Consider the following 18774-nt stretch of genomic DNA (forward strand, 5'->3'; position numbering starts at 1 on the left):
CTCCTGGTGCGATACGAAAAGCTTGACCGCAGCTTTGTCGCGCTGAACCACTTGGCTGCATCCATCATGGCACTACGCAAGATCAAATTGGACGTAAATATTATTTACGGATAGGTTCTAAGTACGGCGTCTGCGTAACCTGCTAGGCCGAGTTCAAAACGCGCGACGAAACCCACATGCCCAACATAAGCAAAACGAAATACGAGAGAGCCAAAAACGCCCCCTCTATCGATAAGTCGGTTGGATCCATCACAACCACGAACACCGGCAAACCCACGAAGAATGCAGCAAGCCAGCGACGCCGTTCAAAAAGAATTACCAAAAATGGCGATGCAACACACGCTGCGGTCACTGATCCGACTGATCCAGACAGCACCCATCACCAGTTGAATCCAAAGCCCCTCGAGAACGGCAACAATTTCGCGAAGTAGTGTCCGGCCAGGAACCACACGCCGAGAGCAAAGATTGCAATGAATGCAAGCGCTATAAACCTCATCATCAAGCTCATGATTGTCCAAATCATCAATGCTCGACGATTGACACGCCGAGACCATAACAAAAACTGGCCTTGGGACTTGCAGAGCATGACGGGCACACTCGGTCTTCCATCTCGCGGATGGGGGAGAATCAAGTTGACCGCCACAACCTTAACGTCAAGTTGGCATTAAAACAATAAGCCCCTCATGAACGCCCCATCTCCACCATCAGCAACTACTTGGCGCCCCACCCACCTCCCCACCCACAGTTTCCACGCCCTGGCCCCCGGCCCGAAGCTGCTGGTCCTGGGCGCCGTCCACGGCAACGAAGTCTGCGGTGCCAAAGCCATCACGCAACTGCTGGAGGACATCAACCAGAGTCGGCTCACCATCGAACGCGGCACGGTGACTTTTGTGCCCGTCACCAACCCGCTGGCTTATCAATTGAAGCAGCGCACCGGCGACCGCAACCTGAATCGCAACATGGCGCCAAGTGCGATTCCGCAGGACTTCGAGGACCGGATTGCCAATGTGCTGTGCCCGCTGCTCGATGCGCACGATGTGTTGCTCGACCTGCATTCCTTCCACACCGGCGGCGCACCGTTTGTGATGATCGGCCCGCAGAACAACAGTGGCACGCTGGAACCGTTCAGCCAGGCGGAAGCCGAAATGCAGCTCGCGCTGTGCACTGGCGCGCCGCGCATTGTCGAGGGCTGGCTGGACACCTATGCGCGCGGTGTGTCGCGCCGTGCAGCAGCGCCATCCGCCGCAGGATCGGCGCGTGCACAAACGCTGGTCACCAACCCGAACTATGGCGTCGGTACTACCGAGTACATGCGCTCACGCGGCGGTTATGGCGTGACGCTCGAATGCGGGCAGCATGATGACCCGCTGGCGGTGGAGGTGGCGCGTCGCGCGATTTTGCAGACGCTCGCCTTGCTGAACATGGTGCCGCTTTCGCTGGAAGCGACATCCACAGAGCGCGAGATCCTGCGCCTGGTCGATGTGACTGATCGCGAACACGCAGACGATCGTTTTGCGCGCGAGTGGCGCAGCTTTGATGCCGTGACAGCCGGCGAGCTCATCGGCACGCGTCACAGCGGCGTCGAAGTCAAGGCGCCGCATGACGGATTTGTGGTGTTTCCCAACCCGCGCGCGGAGCCGGGGCAAGAGTGGTTCTACATGGCGCGGCGACGGACCTGAACGCCGCTCAGCCCTTCGCGTACTCCGAAAACGTCTTGCGAAACTTCGCGACCTTGGGCCCGGCGACCGCCATGCAATAACCCTGGTCCGGGTTTTTCTCGAAGAAGTCCTGGTGGTAGTCCTCGGCCGGCGAGTAGTTGGCCACCGGCAGCACCTCGGTGACGACCGGTTTGCCAAACAGCTTTTGCTGGTTCAACTCGCTGACCATGTCCTCGGCCACCTGTTTTTGCTCAGGTGTCGAGTAATAAATGCCGCTGCGGTATTGCGTGCCGCTGTCGTTGCCCTGGCGGTTCAGGGTGGTCGGATCGTGAATGACGAAGAAGATTTCAAGAATCGCGCGCAGGCTGATCTGCTCAGGGTCATAGACCAGCTTGACGACCTCGTTGTGGCCGGTGGTGCCGGTGCAGACCTGCTCGTAGCTGGGCTGGTTGACGTGACCATTGCTGTAACCCGACTCCACGTCGACGATGCCGCGCACCTGCACAAACACCGCCTCGGTACACCAGAAGCAGCCGCCCCCCAGGGTGATGGTCTGCGGTCCCGCGCCGTGCCCGGCGTTGGGTGTGTTCTGTTCCATGCTCGTCCTTTTCATGTCAATAAGTCGCCATCATCCTGGAAAATGAGCCCGGAGCGTCGATGCCCAAGAAAACCCCTGTTTTGCCAAGCGCGGCCCGGTTTGATGATCAAAACGGCCTCCAGCCCCCGCCAGTTGGGCGTAGTCAGCTATTAATTTGAGAGCATTTGAATGATGACCCTCGGTGAACTGAAACCCGTGCTGACCGCCCTGGTCCTGCCGCCGGCTTCGCTTTTGCTGCTGCTCGGCTTTGGCTTGCTGCTGGCGGCGCGCAGAAGGGCGGCCGGCCTGCTGCTGGCTTTCGTGGCGACTGCGGGGCTGTGGCTGCTCAGTTGCCATGCGGTGGCGGTGTGGCTGGCGCTAAACCTGCTGCCGCAATACGCGCCACTGACCGTCACCGCGCTCAAGGCCAGCCCGGTGCAGGCGATTGTGGTGCTGGGCGGCGGCGTGCACCCGCTGGCGCCGGAATACGGCGAGGCCCAGGCAACGCCCCCTGCGGCAGCACGCCTTCGTTACGGTGCCTGGCTGGCACGGCAAACCGGCTTGCCTGTGGCTTTTGCCGGTGGCCTGGGTTGGGGCGCAGCAGAGGCCCAAACCCTGCCCGAAGGCGAAGTGGCCCGCCGGGCCGCGCTGCAGGATTACGGTATGAGCCTGCGCTGGATCGACAGCCAGTCACGCGACACCGCAGAAAACGCGCAGCTTCTCAGACCCCTGATGCAAAAGGACAACATTCAGCGGATTGCCCTGGTCACCCATGCCTGGCACATGGGGCGATCTGTCACGGCCTTCGAACGCGCCGGCTTCACCGTCACGCCGGCGCCAACGGGTTTCATCCTGCCCAGCCGCAATGGCGTGCTGGAATGGTTGCCCTCGGCCAACGGGCTGGATGCCTCGCGCGTCGTGATCAAGGAGTGGCTGGGGTTGCTGGTGCAGCGCTTTACCTGAGCTTTACCCGCCCACCTGGCATGCACAAGGCCCCAGCCTCATAGCGTCGGCTTGACGGACAAACGGCAACTAGCTACATTGCTAACCAGCTAGTCAGTAATTCATGTCCATCTCCAAATTCATCCACGACAAAACCGCGACCTTGTCGGCCAAACGCGAGCGGCGCAAAGAGGCGCGTCCCGGCGAACTGCTGGACGCGGCGCTCGACCTGTTTGTCGAAAAGGGCTTTACCGCGACACGCGCCGAGGAAGTGGCCGCCCGCGCCGGCGTCTCCAAGGGCACGCTGTTTCTCTACTTCCAGAGCAAGGAAGAACTCTTCAAGGCCGTGGTGCGGGAAAACATCTCGGGCCGCTTCAAGGAATGGAACGAAGAGTTCGAGACTTTTGAAGGCACCGCCGCCGAGATGCTGAGCTACTGCATGAACACCTGGTGGGAGCGCGTTGGCGCCACCCGCGCCTCGGGCATCACCAAGCTCATGATGAGCGAGGCCGGCAACTTCCCGGAGATCAACGCCTTCTACCAGCAGGAAGTGATTCAACCCGGCCAAACGCTGATTCGCCGCATCATGCAGCGCGGCATCGACCGCGGCGAGTTTCGCCCCCTGGACCTGGACTACGCCATCTACAGCGTGATCGCGCCCATGGTTTTTCTGGTGCTCAGCAAACATTCAGCCGGCACCTGCGGCGACCCCACACTGCCCGGCAATGCTGCAAAGTATCTCGCCGCCCAGGTGGAAACCATTCTCTATGGCCTGTCGGTTCAGCCCGCCGCCGGCAAACCTGCGAAAGGCAAGGCATGAAGCCCTGGATGAAGTGGTCGCTCACCGGCCTCGTCGTATTGCTGCTGGCAGCGGCGGTTTTCGGCGCCCTGTCAGCGCGCCGGGCGCAACAGCAGTCACTGACGGCCACCAGCACCGCCAGGGCCCAGACCGCCGTGGAGCTGGCCGCCAGCGATGTGGTGCAGGCGAAAACCCGCGAGATCAGCCAGGGACTGGCGCTATCGGGCCCGCTCAAAGCCATCAACTCGGCCTATGTCAAGGCACGTGTGGCGGGCGAGCTGCAGGGCCTGACCGCGCGCGAAGGCGACACCGTCAAGGCCGGCCAGGTGGTCGCGCGGGTGGAGGCCAGCGAGTACCAGGCGCGCGTGATGCAGGCCGAGCAGCAGGCCGATGCAGCCCGGGCGCAGATCGACATCGTGCAGCGCCAGTTCGACAACAACCAGGCGCTGGTGAACCAGGGCTTCATCTCCAAAACCGCGCTCGACGCCTCGCAGGCCAGTCTCAACGCCGGCAAGGCCAACCACAACGCCGCGCTGGCTGCCGTTGCTGTGGCAAAAAAATCGCTGGACGACACGGTGTTGCGCGCGCCCCTGTCAGGTCAGGTCGCGCAGCGGCTGGCGCAGCCCGGTGAGCGGGTCGGCGTGGACGCCCGGGTGCTGGAAATTGTTGACTTGAGCCGTCTTGAACTTGAAGCCAGCCTGAGCGCAGCCGACGCGGTGTCAGTGCGGCCGGGCCAGACCGCCACGCTGCAAATCGAGGGCACAACGCAAACCGTCACCGCCACCGTGGCCCGCATCAACCCCAGCGCGCAGGCCGGCAGCCGCAGTGTGCTGGTCTACCTGTCCATCGACAACAGCGCCGGAACGTCGGGCTTGCGCCAGGGCTTGTTCGCGCAGGGCACATTGGGCACGGCGCGCGCCGCTGTGCTGACGGTGCCGGTCAGCGCGGTGCGCACGGACAAACCCGCGCCCTATGTGCAGGTGGTGGAAAACAATCAGATCGTCCACAAGCCGGTCGAGCCTGGCGTGCGCGGCAGCGACGTTTCCGGCGGTGAACCCATGGTCGCCATCAAGGGCCTGGTTGAAAACGCGGTGGTGCTGCGGGGTGCTGTCGGCAGCCTGCGCGAAGGCACGGCGGTGAAGTTCACCCAGGCACCGGCCTGGGCCGCGCCGGCAACACCGTCAGCCTCGTCGCCAAAAGCTCTTTAACGCCCATGTGGTTCACGCGCGTCAGCCTGCAAAACCCGGTATTTGCCACCATGGTCATGCTCGGCATCGTGGTGCTGGGCCTGTTTTCCTATCAGCGTTTGCAGGTGGACCAGTTCCCCAACATCGACCTTCCGGTGGTTGTCGTGACCACCGAATACCCCGGCGCTTCGCCCGAAATCGTCGAGAGTGAGGTCACCAAAAAGATCGAGGAAGGCGTCAATTCGATCGCCGGCATCAACGCACTGACTTCGCGCAGCTATGAAGGCATGTCGGTGGTCATCATCGAGTTCCAGCTGCATATTGACGGGCGCAAGGCGGCTGAGGACGTACGCGAAAAAATCGCCTCGCTGCGCCCGCTGCTGCGCAGCGAAGTCAAGGAACCGCGCGTGCTGCGTTTTGACCCCGCCAGTCGTTCCATCTGGTCGGTAGCCGTGCTGCCGGCTGCAGCGGGCACAAGCGCCACAACGGCCGTCCCGACTGCAGTGGAACTGACCAACTGGGCTGATCAGGTGCTTAAAAAGCGGCTGGAAAACGTGCGCGGCGTCGGCGCCGTCAGTCTGGTGGGTGGCAGCAAGCGCGAAATCAACATCTACCTCAAGCCCCAGGCCATGGAAGCATTGGGCATCACCGCCGACCAGGTCGCCAATGCAGTGCGCAGTGAAAACCAGGATCTGCCGGTCGGTGCCATCCGCTCGATGGCGCAGGAGCGTGTCGTCAAGATCGACGCCCGCATGAAGCGGCCCGAGGACTTTGGCAACATCATCGTGGCGCGCAAGGCCTCGGGCAGCGGCGCCGCCACGGCCATCACGGTCAGCCAGGTCGCCACCGTGCGCGACGGCTCGCAGGAGGTCGAAAGCCTGGCGCTGTACAACGGCCAGCGCACGCTGCTGCTGACCGTGCAAAAAGCCCAAGGCGAAAACACCATCGCGGTGGTGGACGGCCTGAACCAGGCCATCAAGGACATGCAGGCGCAGCTGCCTGCAGGCACGCGGCTGGAACTGATCTCCGATGGTTCGCGCCCGATTCGCGTCGCTGTCGAGAACGTGCGCCGCACGCTGATCGAAGGCGCGTTGCTGACGGTGCTGATCGTGTTTTTGTTCCTGAACTCCTGGCGCTCGACGGTCATCACCGGCCTGACCCTGCCGATATCCATCATCGGCACGTTTTTGTTCATGAACATCTTCGGCTTCACCATCAACATGATCACGCTGATGGCGCTGAGCCTGTGTGTGGGCCTGCTGATCGACGATGCGATTGTGGTGCGCGAGAACATCGTGCGCCACGTGCAGATGGGCAAGCAACCCTTTCAGGCCTCGCTGGACGGCACGCAAGAGATCGGGCTGGCGGTGCTGGCTACCACCTTCTCCATCGTTGCGGTGTTTCTGCCCATCGGTTTCATGGGCGGCATCATCGGCAAGTTCTTCCATGAATTCGGCATCACCATCGTGGCGGCGGTGCTGATCTCGATGTTTGTCAGCTTCACGCTGGACCCCATGCTGTCGAGCATCTGGCACGACCCCAGCATAGAGGCGCATGGCAAACACCACGCGCCGGTGAGTTTTTATGACAAGACCATAGGCCGGGTGACGGCCTGGTTTGAACGCGCCACCGATTCGCTGGCCGAGACCTACCAGCGCATCCTGCGCTGGTCGCTGCTGCACAAGCTGGCAACACTGGCGCTGGCAATGGTCATCTTCGTCACCAGCATCTTCATGGTGCCTCTGCTGGGCACGGAGTTTGTGCCCAAGGCCGACTTCTCGGAGACTTCGCTGAACTTTTACACGCCGGTCGGCTCTTCGCTCGAAGCCACCGAAGCCAAGGCCGCCCAGGTGGAATCCATCGTGCGCGAGTTTCCGGAAGTGAAATACACCCTGTCTACCATCAACACCGGCAATGCCCAGGGCAAGATGTACGCCAGCATCTACATACGGCTGGTGGACCGCAAGGCGCGCAGTCGCAGTGTGGATGAGCTGTCAGGCGTACTGCGCGAGCGGCTCAAGCAGGTGGCCGGCATCACCGTTACCCACGTCGGCCTGCTCGACTCCGTCGGCGGCAACAAGCAGGTGGAATTTTCACTGCAAGGCCCCGACCTCAAGGAGCTGGAACGGCTGACCCGGCTGGCGACGGAACGCATCATCGCCATCCCCGGTCTGGTGGACCTGGACTCCAGCCTCAAACCCGACAAGCCGACCATCGAAATCAATGTCAAGCGCGATGCGGCCTCTGACCTGGGGCTGAGCGTGTCGCAGATCGCCGGCCCGTTGCGCACCTTGGTGGCAGGGCAAACGGTGGGCAACTGGCGCGCGCCCGACGACCAGACCTATGACGTGAACGTGCGGCTCTCGCCCGATGCGCGCAACGCGCCGCAAGACCTGGAGCGCCTGCCCTTTCTGAGCAGTGCCATCGGCAGCAATGCCGACGGCTCGGCACGCACCGTGCGCCTGGGCCAGCTGGCCACCATCCGGGAAGCAACTGGTCCCAACCAGATCAACCGGCGCGACTTGACGCGTGAAGTGGCGATCAATGCCAACGTCTACAACCGCTCTGCCGGCGAAGTGTCCGGCGACATTCGCAAAGCGCTGGACGGCATCAGCTTTCCGCCGGGCTACCGCTATCAGTTTGGCGGCTCGACCAAAAACATGGCCGAATCCTTCGGTTATGCGATCTCGGCGCTGGTGCTGGCCATTCTGTTCATTTACATGATCCTGGCCAGCCAGTTCAAGAGTTTCCTGCAGCCGCTTGCGCTGATGACCTCACTGCCGCTGACGCTGATCGGCGTGGTGTTGGCGCTGCTGCTGTTCCGCTCGACCTTGTCGATGTTTTCCATCATCGGCGTGGTGATGCTGATGGGCCTGGTCACCAAAAACGCGATCCTGCTGGTGGACTTTGCGATCCGCATGAGGGAAGACCGGACCGACACGGACGGCCGCCGCATCCCGGGCATGGAACGCAGCGAAGCCCTGCTGACGGCCGCCCGCGTGCGGCTGCGCCCCATCCTGATGACCACTCTGGCCATGATCTTCGGCATGGTGCCGCTGGCTTTTGCGTTGACCGAAGGTTCCGAGCAGCGCGCGCCCATGGGCCAGGCCGTGATCGGTGGCGTGATCACCTCCTCGCTGCTGACGCTGGTTGTGGTGCCAGTGACTTACTGCTACCTCGATGACCTGGCCCAGTGGTTCAAACGGCGTTTCGCCGCGCGCCCCGCCCAGCCTGCTGCTGCAGTGCCCCCCCGCTAAAATTACAGGTTTACCCGTACTTACTCCACTGCTATTTCACAGGCACCCCCATGAACTACGAACAAGCCCGCTTCAACATGATCGAGCAGCAAATCCGCCCCTGGGAAGTGCTGGACAGTCAGGTCCTTTCCTTGCTGGCCGTGGTCAAACGTGAAGACTTCGTGCCGCCCGCCAAACGGGCGCTGGCCTTTGCCGACATGGAAATCCCGCTGAGCTCCCAACCAGGCCAGTGCATGCTGGCCCCCAAGGTCGAGGCTCGGATTCTGCAAGACCTGGCGGTGCAAAAACATGAAAAGGTCCTTGAGATAGGCGCCGGATCCGGCTACATGGCGGCCCTGCTGGCACATCGCGCGCAGCAACTGATCACGCTTGAAATCGACGCCGACCTGGCCCAGCTCGCGCGCGATAACCTCAAAAAGGCCGGCGTCTACAACGCCGAGGTACGCACCGGCGACGGCGCGACACATCTCGGACAGGCGGTCTCCAGCAACGACACGCTCAGCGGGCCCTTCGACGTCATCGTGCTGAGCGGCTCGGTGGCCGAAGTTCCGCCAGCCTTGCTGGCCATGCTCAAGACCGGTGGCCGCCTCAGCGCCATCGTCGGCGTGGAACCCATGATGCGCGCCACGCTGGTCACCCGCGTCGGTGAGTCTGCCTTTCGGACCACCCAAGCCTGGGACACAGTGGCGCCACGCCTGCTTAATTTCCGCGAGCCCTCGAAGTTCAACTTCTGATTTGCCGGATAACCGCTCCATGATTGCCCAGCTCACCCCTGCCGACTTCAACGCCTGGCGCGACAGCCCGGGCGCGGGCACGCCTGCACCGGTGGTGCTGGACGTGCGCGAGCCTTGGGAGATACAAACCGCCTCGGTCTGCGAGGACGGTTTCACGCTGCTCTGCATTCCCATGCGCGACGTACCGACCCGGGTTGAACAATTGAAGGGGAAGCTGGGCGCCGACCAGCCCATCGCCTGCCTGTGTCACCACGGCATGCGCAGCTTGCAGGTGGCGAATTTCCTCGCGCAAAACGGCTTCACTGCCGTCGTCAATCTGCAGGGCGGCATCGATGCCTGGTCCCGGCAGCGCGACGCTGCCGTCCCCCATTATTGAACTGTTGCTTCACACGCCCGACCTCCATCTCATCAGGACACCCATGACACCGCTACCGAACAAACCGGCCCTGCTGCCTCTCGCTCTTGCACTTGGCGCAGTGCTGGCGGCGCTGGCGCCTGCGGTGCAGGCCCAGAACCTGGTGGAGTTGTACCGCTCCGCACGCGACTATGACGCGACCTACCAGTCGGCCCGTTCGCTCTACGATGCCAACCTCTACCGCGCCGAGCAGGCCAAGGCCGGCATCCTGCCGCAGGCGGGACTGTCCATGGGCGTGTCTCGGGTCAACTTTGAAAACAGCAACCCTGTGGTGGACCGGAGCTTTCCCCAGCAAAGCGCGACCCTGAACGCCTCGCAGCCGCTGTACCGGCCCGCCAACTGGGCGACCTACGAGCAGGGCAAGCAACAGGTGGCGCTGTCCAAAGCCCAGCTTGAGGCGGCCGAGCAGGATCTGATCGTGCGCACCAGCCAGCTTTACTTCGATGTGCTGGCCGCGCAGGACACCCTGGCCTTTGTCCGGGCCCAAAAAGCAGCCGTCGCCGAACAGCTCGCTTCGGCCAAACGCAATTTTGAAGTTGGCACCTCCACCGTCACCGACTCGCGCGAGGCCCAAGCCAGGTACGACCTGGTGATTGCGCAGGAGATCGCCGCCGACAACGACCTGCGCGTCAAGAAGATCGCGCTGGACCAGCTCGTCGGTCGGCCCGATGCGCAGCCCCGGCCACTGGTCGCCCCGACGAATCTGCCGCCACTGGTGCCGGCCGACGTGAACACCTGGGTGCAGCAATCCGATGCTGTGCACCCCACCATCCGGCAGGCAGAAGCCAACCTCGAAGTGGCGAAGCTTGAGATCAACAAGGCGCAAGCCGGCCACAAACCCACCGTCGATCTGACCGCCAGCTATGGTGCGCAGCGCAACCCGCAAGGCACCGCCAGTTCGCTGAACACGCTCAACTCACGCGCCAACACCACCACGGTTGGCGTGGCGCTGAACCTGCCGCTGTTTGCCGGTTTTGCCACGCAGAACCGCATTCGGGAAACCTTGTCTCTGGAAGAAAAAGCGCGCTCTGACCTGGATGCCGCCAGACGCGGCGTCGCACTCAGCACCCGCACCGCCTACTTCGGCGTGTTGTCAGGCCAGGGCCAGGTCAAGGCACTGGAAGCCGCCGAGGCCTCCAGCCAGAGTGCACTCGACGCCAACAAACTGGGCTATCAGGTCGGCGTGCGCATCAACATTGATGTACTCAACGCCCAGAGCCAGTTGTTCCAGACCAAGCGCGATCTGGCTGTCGCCCGCTACAACGTGCTACTGGGCGGCCTGCGCCTGCGGCAGGCCAACGGCACCTTGACGCCAGAAGACCTGCTGCTGATCAATACGCTGCTGGCCCAGTAAGCAGACGACACGCTCCAACCCCAGCGCCCTTTTCCAGTATCGCCGAGCCCGAGGACCATCGCGACGGCGCGCAAAGAGCAAGCCGAACCATCGACCGCCACCAGCCATCGCGCGCCGCCGGCGGGGTCGGGAACGGCATGTTGTGTCGAATCGTCGGTCATGAATCACCTCGGGAGGGTTGGCGAGCGGTCATCTTCAAGCTGAGGACAATGGAAACAAGAATGATGGAGCCTACGATGAGCAGCGACCACTGCACGGGCATATGAAACCAGGGCATCGCCAACATCTTGCCTCCGATAAAGACCAGCACCAGCGCCAGGCCGTACTTGAGCAGATGAAAACGCTCAGCCATGCCGGCCAGCAAAAAGTACAGCGCCCTCAGTCCCATGATTGCGAAAATATTGGAGGTGAACACGATGAACGGGTCGGTGGTCACCGCAAAAATGGCCGGGATGCTGTCCACGGCAAACACCAGGTCGCTGGCCTCGATCATCATCAGGACCAGGAACATGGGCGTTGCATAACGCAGGCCATTGATCCGCACAAAGAACGCCTCGCCATGAAATCCCGGGGTGATGCGCATATGGCCACGCAGCCAGCGCAACAGCGGGTTCTTCTCCAGATCCGGCTTTTGATCAGCCATGACCAACATTTTGATTCCGGTCACCACCAGGAACAGGCCGAACACGTAAAGCACCCAGGCAAACTCCGACACCAGCCAGACGCCGGCCATGATCATCCCGGCGCGCATGACGATTGCGCCTATCACGCCATACAACAACACGCGGCGCTGCAACTCGGGCGGTACAGCGAAGTAGGTGAAGATCATCACGAACACAAACATGTTGTCCACGGACAGGGTCTGCTCGATCAGATAGCCGGTGAAGAACTCCAGGGCCTTGCGGTTGGCGACCTCACGTCCAGCCGTGCCGTCCAGGTACCACCACAACAAGGCGCCGAATGTCGTGGCCAGCAGCATCCAGGCCACAACCCAGCTCCCCGCCTCCTTGACTGATACGCGGTGGGCCTTGTTGCCACCCAGGACAAACAAGTCCAGGGCAAGCATGACAATCACAAAGGCGATGAAGCCGGCCCACATCGGGCCGGTCGCGAAAGATTCAATATTGCTCATCAGTACATCCTGGAGGTGGTGCACTTGAAAGTCGTATTCGTGGAAGCATGGTTGAAGAGATTGTTTTCATGGGTGGCAAGTTGCTGTCAGAGGGCAGCCAGCAAGCATGCCGGTGGTCCGGCAGCAATGACGGCGGGTGCGTTCGACCCTCTCGCAGACAACTGCTTATTGGATCCCTCCTTTTTTGGGAGGGGATGACTCTCAGTCGAAGATCTCGCCGAGCCAGGACTTCTGCTTGCGCGGGTAGCCACGCTGGCGATGCCGGTAGTCGGAATCCACGAAGTCGGGTTGCCTGCTCTGCGGCGCGTGCTGAACCGGTGGCGGTGCGGGCACCGGTGGCGCCGCAGACAGGGCGATCAGCTTGTCGAGCTCACCCCGATCCAGCCAGACACCCCGGCACTGGGGGCAGTAGTCAATCTCGACGCCCTGCCGTTCGGACATCAGCAGGGTTGCATCGGGGCAATGGGGACATTTCATCAAGAGTACTCCGTAAAAAAGAACAGGGCGGCGCCGCAACTCAGCACCGGTGGGCGATGGCGGAACGGCGGTGTGGTACGGGCTGCAGCTTGCGCAGCAGCGCACGGACGGCGCGCGACAAGGCACTCTGCAGCGCTGAGCCCCAGTCACGGGTGATCGATGTGACGACGACGGTTCCGGCACCCTCGGCAGTCAGCTGGACCTCGCAACGCTTGTCGATGCCGCTCATTGCGCCTTGCACATGCGAGACCCTCACCCGGGCGCGTGGCGCCAGCCAGTCGAGAGGGCGTGTGGCCTGACGGGTCCGGCGCAGTGCCAATCCACGAAGCTGCTCCAGCCAGGGCTGGCGGGACTCAAAAATAACGGACATGTCGATCTCCTTCGCTTGGAAGCCTCGACCATAACGCCCGCCACACTTCTTTAAAAGCAGATAATAACGAAAATATACTTCTAAAAAACAGAACAATGAGCAAGGACTTCAGCTACCACCACCTGTATTACTTCTGGGTCGTCGCCAAAGAGGGCGGCATGACCCGGGCTGCTGCTCGCCTGGGCATGGCTGTACAGACCGTAAGCACGCAGGTGCGCGAACTGGAACGCGCGCTCGGCTACGCCCTGCTCAAGCCCGACGGTCGCGGGCTGGCCTTGACCGAGGCCGGTATGGCGGCCTTGCAGCAGGCCGAACAGATCTTCCAGCTTGGCGAACAGCTGCCCGCGCTGGTGCGCGATGCGGGCAGCGCGCCCGCTGTCCGGCTGGCGGTCGGCATCTCCGACGGCCTGCCCAAGCTCGCTGTGCGGCGCCTGATGGAGCCCGTCATGCGCCAGCCCCGGCTGAAGCTGGTCTGCCATGACGACGAGTTTGAACGCCTGCTCGGTGATCTGGCATTACACCGGCTTGATGTGATTTTTGCCGACCGTCCGGCGCCGCCCAATCCCAACGTCAGGCTCTACAGTCACCCGCTCGCCTCGTCGCCGCTGGCCTGGTATGCGCCTGCGTCGCACCACGCGGCCGCGGGCAAGGGCTTTCCGCAATCACTCGCCCATGTGCCGGTCCTGCTGCCCACCCCCCACAGCGCAGTGCGCCTGCCGATCAACCAGTGGTTTGACCGGCTGGGCATCACCCCCCACCTGGTCGGCGAATTTGAGGATAGCGCTTTGCTCAAGACCTTTGGCGCGGCCGGCATGGGTGTGTTCCCTGCCGCGGAGCTGGTGCAGGAGGAAATGCTTGCCCGCTACCAGGTGCGGCGTGTCGGGCCTTGCGAAGGCGTAGAGCAGCATTTCTATGCGATTGCAGCGCATAAAAAGCTGCTGCACCCGCTGGTGCAAAAGCTGCTTCCCGCCGCGCGGTAAATTTCCTGACTGGGACCGGGAAAGCCCGGGGGGGCTGGTCAGCGGCGGCGCCGTACCATCGGCGACATTGGGGGGGTAGCTCAGCTGGGAGAGCGCCGCGTTCGCAATGCGGAGGTCGGGAGTTCGATCCTCCTCCTCTCCACCACCTGCGCGCACACCGACAGTTCGATGCCGCATGGCAGGAGCTCTCAATGCTATGCTTTCAGGAGCAATTTCCCCTTTACTGACGGGGGCCAGGGGCACTTTTGATGCATAAAACCCCGGATTCTGCAGCGCCCTGCCGGTCTTCGCTCCCTCCGTAAAGCTCTGTAAAGCTGCGAACCCGGGCCACCCAATGGGTCTTCGGCATGTGACCATTGGCAGCTGGAGAGCCTGATGGATTCATACCCCCGCACCGCCACCGCTTTTTTGACCTGCCTGCTGCTCGTCGGTGGCTCCGCTTGCGCACAAGCCAGCACAGCAGAGCTCAACGCCGCCTGGCGAGCCACATCGCGCCTGGGTTACGGACCGAGCGCCGCGACCGCAGCGGCCGCGCAGTCCGATGCCAGGGCCTGGGCGCTGCAGCAGATCGACGCGGCATCTGAAGCCAGCCAGCGGGCACCGGTCATCCCGGCGGAGCTGGCGGCGTTCAACCAGCCGGCCGACCGCTTGGCTGCGAACTTTTACGCCGAGCGTCAGGAACGCCGCATGATGGGTGCCGATGCAACTGGCACGCCGCCGGCGGGCACGGCCCAAAACACAGAGAACTTCAGCCGCGAGATGCAGCAAAACGCGGCCGCCTGGCGGCTGATGGCCTGCAGCGACCCGGCGCTGGAGCAGCCTTTGCTGGCGCGCATGACCGAGTTCTGGTTCAACCACCTCAATGTGTTTGTCGGAAAGGGCGCGGTGCGTCCCTTCGTCGGTCACTATGCGGTCAATGTGATACGCGCCAACGCCTTGGGCCGCTTCGAAGACATGTTGCTGGCCAGCGCGCAGCATCCGGCCATGCTGCTTTACCTGGACCAGGCGCAGAGCACCGCGCGTGGCATCAATGAAAACTATGCGCGCGAATTGATGGAGCTGCACACCCTGGGTGTCAACGCCGGCTATTCCCAGAACGACGTGCGCGAACTGGCGCGCATCCTGACCGGCTGGACGCTTGCCCTGCCGCAGGGCGAGGCCTTCCGTTTCGCCGAACGCCTGCACGACAAGGGTGACAAAGTTCTGCTGGGCCGGCGTTTCACGTCGGACGGCCAGCGCGAAGGCGAGGAAGCCATCCGCATGCTGACGCGCCACCCGGCTACCGCCCAACGCATCGCGCAGCGCCTGGCCGAAACATTTGTGGCCGACAAGCCGCCCAAGGCCCTGACCGACCGTCTGGCCGCAACCTTCACGCGCACGCAAGGCGATATCCGCGCCGTCATGCGCAGCATGGTCGAGTCGCCTGAATTCTGGCGCGAAGGCAACGCGCTGTTCAAGACGCCGCTGGACTTTGCCTGCTCGGCGCTGGTGGCCGGCGGCGGCGTTAAAGATCGGCGCGACATCCAGCTCACACTGGGTTTTCTGGCGCAGGCCGGCCAGCCCCTGCACGGCTGGCAGACGCCCGACGGCTACAAGACCGACGCCGCGACCTGGCTGGCGCCCGAGGCACTGACGCGGCGAGCTGACTACGCGATGGCGCTGGGCGGACGCATGGCCGAGCCGCTGTACCTGCAGCCGTTTTTGAGCCCGGCCAGCCGTGAGCGCATCGCACGCGAAGCACCGGCAACACGCACCGGGCTCACCCTGGCCAGCCCCGACTTCATGCGCAAATAGACCGCGCGAGGACTCACTATGAACAAGACCGCTTTTTCTCGCCGGCATCTCCTTCTTGGCGCTGGCAGCCTGCTGGCTGCTGCACACGCTCCGCAGGTCTGGGCACAAGCCGCGCCTGCCGGCGCCCGCCCCGGCGCTGGCCGTCTGGTCGTGGTGTTTTTGCGCGGCGCCTACGACGGCCTGTCGGCTTTGGTGCCCTATGCCGATGCGGACTACTACAGGCTGCGGCCCAATATCGCGATTGCCGCGCCAGATGGCAGCGCGCTGACCGCAATCAGGCTCGACAACAGTTTTGCGCTGCACCCGGCGCTGTCGCCGCTGTTGCCGCTGTGGCAGCAAGGCGTGCTGGGTTTTGTGCCGGCAGCCGGCCTGCCGGCGCCCAACCGTTCACACTTCGACGCGCAGTACCAGATGGAAATTGCGCAAAGCGGCAAGACCAGCGCCGCACCGGGCTGGCTCAACAAGCTGGCGGGCACGAGCGGCCAGGACGCCGCCGCACTCGGTGTGGGCGAAGCCAACCCAGCCATTCTGGCGGGCGATGCCACGGTGAAACTGATCCCGCGCGGCCAGGCGGCACAGCGCACCGGTGTGCTGGCCAACGACAAAACGCGGCAGGCCCTGCTGGACCTCTACGCCGGCAATGACAAACTTGGCGAGGCCTTCCGCATGGGCGCGGGCAGCCGCATGCAGAGCGCGCAGGAGCTCAGCACCGAGAAGATGGCCGCCGACAGCCGGCGCATGGCGGCGATGCCAGATACCGCAGCAAAGGTCGATGGCGCCGTGCCTGGCATGCAAGCGCAGAACGCACAGATGCTGGCGGCCAGCAACGGCGCAGCCGACCCGGTGGGCCTGCAACTCGATGCGCAACATCTCGGCACGCTCATGCGCAATGACCGCAAGCTGCGCATCGGTTTTCTGTCGGCCGGTGGTTGGGACACGCACGCCAACCAGGGCCACGCCACCGGTCAGCTTGCCGGCCGGCTTGGCAATCTGGCCACGGGCATCACGCAGCTACGCCAGGATTTTTCAGAGCCTGGCGATGTGATCGCGGTGATGAGCGAGTTCGGCCGCACCGCTGGTGAAAACGGCAGCCGCGGCACCGACCACGGCTTCGGCAACGCGATGTGGCTGATCGGCAATCGCATCAATGGCGGACGCTGGCATGGCGAGTGGACCGGTCTGGCGCCCGGTAATCTGAACGACGGGCGCGACCTGCCGGCGCATCACGAGTACCGAGCGGTGCTGGCGCAGGTTCTGCGTGGCAGCTTCGCCCTGCCCGACTCGGCGCTGGCCGCGGTGCTGCCGGGTGCACGCTGGGACACGCGCCTCGACAACCTGCTGCGAAAAGCTTGAAACTGGCGGAACAAAGCACTGGTCGGGCAGCTCCATCAGCGAGCTTTTTAACTCAAGGATCTGCATGCTGAGAAACCTCAAGGACCTGTTCGACTCTTTTTCGGCACCTGCGCCGCCCTCGGCCGAAGAGCAGCAACACGCGCTGCAACTGGCAACGGCGGTGCTGCTGGTCGAGGTCATGCGCGCCGACACTGGCATCCAGGCCGAGGAGCAGAATGCCGTCATCGCCACCCTGCGTGGCAAATTCGCGCTGGCCGACGATGAGCTGGCGCGGCTGATGGAGCTGGCTGCGGAAACCGCGAAAACGGCTTACGACTACCACCGCTTCACCTCCAGCCTCAACGATCACTTCACGCACGCGCAGAAGATTCACATCATCAAAAACATGTGGGAGGTGGCCTATGCCGACGCGCACCTCGGCGCGCATGAAAACCACCTGATCAGCAAGGTCGCCGGCCTGCTGCATGTCACGCATGGCGAGTACATTGGCGCCAAGATGCGGGCCAAAGAAAACGCCGCCGCAATCTGAGCCTATTTGGGGCGCGGCCGCGCCAGGCCCTTGTCGGGCTGCGACAGTTTGCCGGCGCGCAACTCCTTCACGGCGTGGGCCACAGCGAGCGCCACGTTGCGCACCTCGGCCTGCATGGCCTTGTCTGCGTCCAGCGTCTGGTGGCTTGTCGCGTACGGTTCGTAGTAGCCAAGGTAGCGATCCAGTCTCGCCTGGCTGCCGGCATCTATCAGGCCCATCCAGTCCAGCCAGTCTGACAAGCCACGCCGCACCCCTTCGATGCCGGCCACGTCCCCATGCACCACCAGGCCGTAGACCCGGCCCGCGAGATGTTTCGGATAGTGCCAGCCCTTGAGTTCGAGCGCCTTGGCCTCGGCCGGGTTTTTGCCGTGGGTGGTGGTCGGGTCGGGGTTGCCGCCGTCGGCGCAGACCAGCCGGTCGATCATCTGCTTGAGCGGACCGGGCGACTGGTACCAGTACACCGGCGTCATGAGGATAACGGCGTGCGCAGCGGTCCAGCGTTCATAAATCTCGTTCATCCAGTCGCTGGTCTGGCCCATTGAATGGTTGGGATAACAACTGCAGGGCCAGTGGCACAGCGGCATTGCGGTGGACACACATCCTTTGCAAGGGTGTATGTTCAGGTGATAGCTTGATGTGAGGAGGCTCAGGTCCAGCACGTCGACCTCCATTTTTTCCTTTTTCAATACCTTCTGCGCCCACTCGACCATGCGGAAGGTCTTGGAGATTTCACCGGGGCAGGTGCCGTCGTTGCGAGACGAGCCGCAGATCAGCAACACGCGCGATGGGGTTAGGGGCTTCTTCCAGGCGGCTGCGGCCTTGTCGATGCGTTTTTTGGTTTCCAGCCACTCGACCGACAGGTCGTAGTTGGGGTCGGCATATGCTCGCCCCGCCTTGCGTGTGACCGGCGCCTTACGGCCCTCCTTGTAGGCCTCCCAGGCGATCTGCTCGACCCGCGAGATAGCGACTTCCTCGGCCTGGAAGGCTGGGTCCATGAAGGACTGCATGAAGCGCTCGTGGAAAGTGCTGCGCGACAAAACGGCCGGCGCCTGGCCTTTTCGGATATCAGTCATCAGGCCAGTTTAGGCAGACCGCCAGGCGCAACGAGCAGGTTTGCGCGCCGTCCTACGCATCTTTCGGACGACAACTCAACCGCTTTCTTCAGCGCCTTGAAAGCGACTAACTTTACAGTTGCTAACCCATGACGGGCCTGGGC

General features: G+C 63.0%; 17 protein-coding genes, 1 tRNA gene and 1 pseudogene. 14 read left to right on the plus strand and 5 right to left on the minus strand.

Features of this window, described 5'->3' with window-relative positions; translation table 11 throughout:
* Positions 1-114, plus strand: a pseudogene (locus tag H0W47_RS03190) (IS5/IS1182 family transposase); the annotation flags it as partial.
* 569 nt (positions 115-683) lie between these two features.
* A complete protein-coding gene (locus tag H0W47_RS03195) occupies positions 684-1679 on the plus strand; it encodes a succinylglutamate desuccinylase/aspartoacylase family protein (protein WP_296920622.1) in 996 nt (331 codons plus the stop codon).
* A 7-nt stretch (positions 1680-1686) separates the two neighbouring features.
* Here H0W47_RS03195 and msrA read toward each other — a convergent pair whose 3' ends face one another.
* Complete coding sequence (gene msrA, locus H0W47_RS03200; protein ID WP_296920625.1) at positions 1687-2256, minus strand: peptide-methionine (S)-S-oxide reductase MsrA; 570 nt, start codon at positions 2254-2256, stop codon at positions 1687-1689.
* Positions 2257-2427: 171 nt separating this feature from the next.
* On the opposite strand from msrA, the gene H0W47_RS03205 reads away from it, so the two are divergent.
* The 7 genes from H0W47_RS03205 (at position 2428) to H0W47_RS03235 (ending at position 10923) form a co-directional block, all read left to right on the plus strand.
* On the plus strand, positions 2428-3198 hold the full coding sequence (locus tag H0W47_RS03205; RefSeq protein ID WP_296920626.1) for a YdcF family protein: 771 nt from the start codon (positions 2428-2430) through the stop codon (positions 3196-3198).
* A gap of 103 nt (positions 3199-3301) precedes the next feature.
* Positions 3302-3997 carry a TetR/AcrR family transcriptional regulator gene (locus tag H0W47_RS03210; protein WP_296920629.1) on the plus strand — a complete coding sequence of 232 codons (696 nt, stop codon included), beginning with the start codon at positions 3302-3304 and terminating at the stop codon, positions 3995-3997.
* Complete coding sequence (locus H0W47_RS03215; protein WP_296920631.1) at positions 3994-5184, plus strand: efflux RND transporter periplasmic adaptor subunit; 1191 nt, start codon at positions 3994-3996, stop codon at positions 5182-5184. The genes H0W47_RS03210 and H0W47_RS03215 overlap by 4 nt, the downstream gene beginning before the upstream one ends.
* Before the next feature lie 5 nt (positions 5185-5189).
* Positions 5190-8420 carry an efflux RND transporter permease subunit gene (locus H0W47_RS03220; protein ID WP_296920634.1) on the plus strand — a complete coding sequence of 1077 codons (3231 nt, stop codon included), beginning with the start codon at positions 5190-5192 and terminating at the stop codon, positions 8418-8420.
* Between the two features lie 50 nt (positions 8421-8470).
* A complete protein-coding gene (locus H0W47_RS03225; RefSeq protein ID WP_296920637.1) occupies positions 8471-9154 on the plus strand; it encodes a protein-L-isoaspartate O-methyltransferase in 684 nt (227 codons plus the stop codon).
* Positions 9155-9173: 19 nt separating this feature from the next.
* Positions 9174-9530, plus strand: coding sequence for a rhodanese-like domain-containing protein (locus H0W47_RS03230; RefSeq protein WP_296920640.1), 357 nt, complete (start codon positions 9174-9176; stop codon positions 9528-9530).
* Between the two features lie 43 nt (positions 9531-9573).
* Positions 9574-10923 carry a TolC family outer membrane protein gene (locus tag H0W47_RS03235; protein ID WP_296920642.1) on the plus strand — a complete coding sequence of 450 codons (1350 nt, stop codon included), beginning with the start codon at positions 9574-9576 and terminating at the stop codon, positions 10921-10923.
* Between the two features lie 157 nt (positions 10924-11080).
* Here the strand turns inward: H0W47_RS03235 and H0W47_RS03240 are convergent, their stop codons facing one another.
* The 3 genes from H0W47_RS03240 to H0W47_RS03250 all read right to left on the minus strand — a co-directional run bounded on the left by H0W47_RS03240 (position 11081) and on the right by H0W47_RS03250 (position 12902).
* Positions 11081-12055, minus strand: a complete 975-nt coding sequence (locus H0W47_RS03240) for a TerC family protein (protein WP_296920645.1) — start codon at positions 12053-12055, stop codon at positions 11081-11083.
* Positions 12056-12256: 201 nt separating this feature from the next.
* Positions 12257-12532, minus strand: a complete 276-nt coding sequence (locus H0W47_RS03245; protein ID WP_296920647.1) for a zf-TFIIB domain-containing protein — start codon at positions 12530-12532, stop codon at positions 12257-12259.
* 40 nt (positions 12533-12572) lie between these two features.
* A complete protein-coding gene (locus H0W47_RS03250; RefSeq protein WP_296920650.1) occupies positions 12573-12902 on the minus strand; it encodes an HPF/RaiA family ribosome-associated protein in 330 nt (109 codons plus the stop codon).
* A gap of 95 nt (positions 12903-12997) precedes the next feature.
* On the opposite strand from H0W47_RS03250, the gene H0W47_RS03255 reads away from it, so the two are divergent.
* The 5 genes from H0W47_RS03255 (at position 12998) to H0W47_RS03275 (ending at position 17558) form a co-directional block, all read left to right on the plus strand.
* A complete protein-coding gene (locus H0W47_RS03255) occupies positions 12998-13882 on the plus strand; it encodes a LysR family transcriptional regulator (RefSeq protein ID WP_296920653.1) in 885 nt (294 codons plus the stop codon).
* A gap of 69 nt (positions 13883-13951) precedes the next feature.
* Positions 13952-14027, plus strand: a tRNA-Ala gene (locus H0W47_RS03260).
* A gap of 230 nt (positions 14028-14257) precedes the next feature.
* Positions 14258-15676: a DUF1800 domain-containing protein gene (locus H0W47_RS03265; RefSeq protein WP_296920656.1), complete on the plus strand. Its 1419-nt coding sequence runs from the start codon at positions 14258-14260 to the stop codon at positions 15674-15676.
* An 18-nt stretch (positions 15677-15694) separates the two neighbouring features.
* Positions 15695-17029 (plus strand): DUF1501 domain-containing protein, encoded by a 1335-nt coding sequence (locus H0W47_RS03270; protein WP_296920659.1) that lies wholly within the window; start codon positions 15695-15697, stop codon positions 17027-17029.
* Positions 17030-17093: 64 nt separating this feature from the next.
* Positions 17094-17558, plus strand: coding sequence for a TerB family tellurite resistance protein (locus H0W47_RS03275; RefSeq protein WP_296920662.1), 465 nt, complete (start codon positions 17094-17096; stop codon positions 17556-17558).
* Positions 17559-17560: 2 nt separating this feature from the next.
* Here H0W47_RS03275 and H0W47_RS03280 read toward each other — a convergent pair whose 3' ends face one another.
* The gene (locus tag H0W47_RS03280) at positions 17561-18631 is read right to left on the minus strand and encodes a flavodoxin family protein (RefSeq protein WP_296920665.1); all 1071 of its coding nucleotides are present in this window, start codon (positions 18629-18631) and stop codon (positions 17561-17563) included.
* Positions 18632-18774 lie beyond the last annotated feature (143 nt).

Origin of the sequence: Polaromonas sp. (assembly GCF_013817205.1) — a bacterium.
Lineage (GTDB): Bacteria > Pseudomonadota > Gammaproteobacteria > Burkholderiales > Burkholderiaceae_C > Polaromonas.